General features: G+C 52.2%; 1 protein-coding gene. It reads right to left on the bottom strand.

Going from position 1 to position 297, the window contains the following annotated elements; all coding sequences use genetic code 11:
- Window positions 1-297, bottom strand: a 297-nt coding sequence (locus tag Xets_RS12700) for a transposase (protein WP_187651789.1), incomplete at both ends; no start/stop codon positions are given.

Here is a 297-nt window from a genome sequence, read left to right as displayed (position 1 = left end):
AGGTAATGTGCCGATACCAACTGTGCCATTGCCGCACTTCATAATGATCCAGGCCACATTCCCCCTTCGTTTCCTCAAAACCACTTTCAATTTCCCAGCGATGCCCTGCCACCTGAATCAGGGTTTTCAGGTCAGCCTGTTCTCTGCGGGCATAGACGATATAATAAGCCCGCTCTTGTTTCTCATCCCGGCTGCGCCGAACCAGCAGATAATGACCATAATCCCGCTCTTCCTCACTGAGTTGTAAACGCCAAAGCGGCACCCGAACCCAGTCGTACCAACGTTCTCCCTTTGTCC

This window comes from Xenorhabdus sp. TS4, assembly GCF_014467265.1.
In the GTDB taxonomy this organism is placed as follows: domain Bacteria; phylum Pseudomonadota; class Gammaproteobacteria; order Enterobacterales; family Enterobacteriaceae; genus Xenorhabdus; species Xenorhabdus ehlersii.
This window is presented reverse-complemented; position numbering and strand designations above follow the sequence as displayed.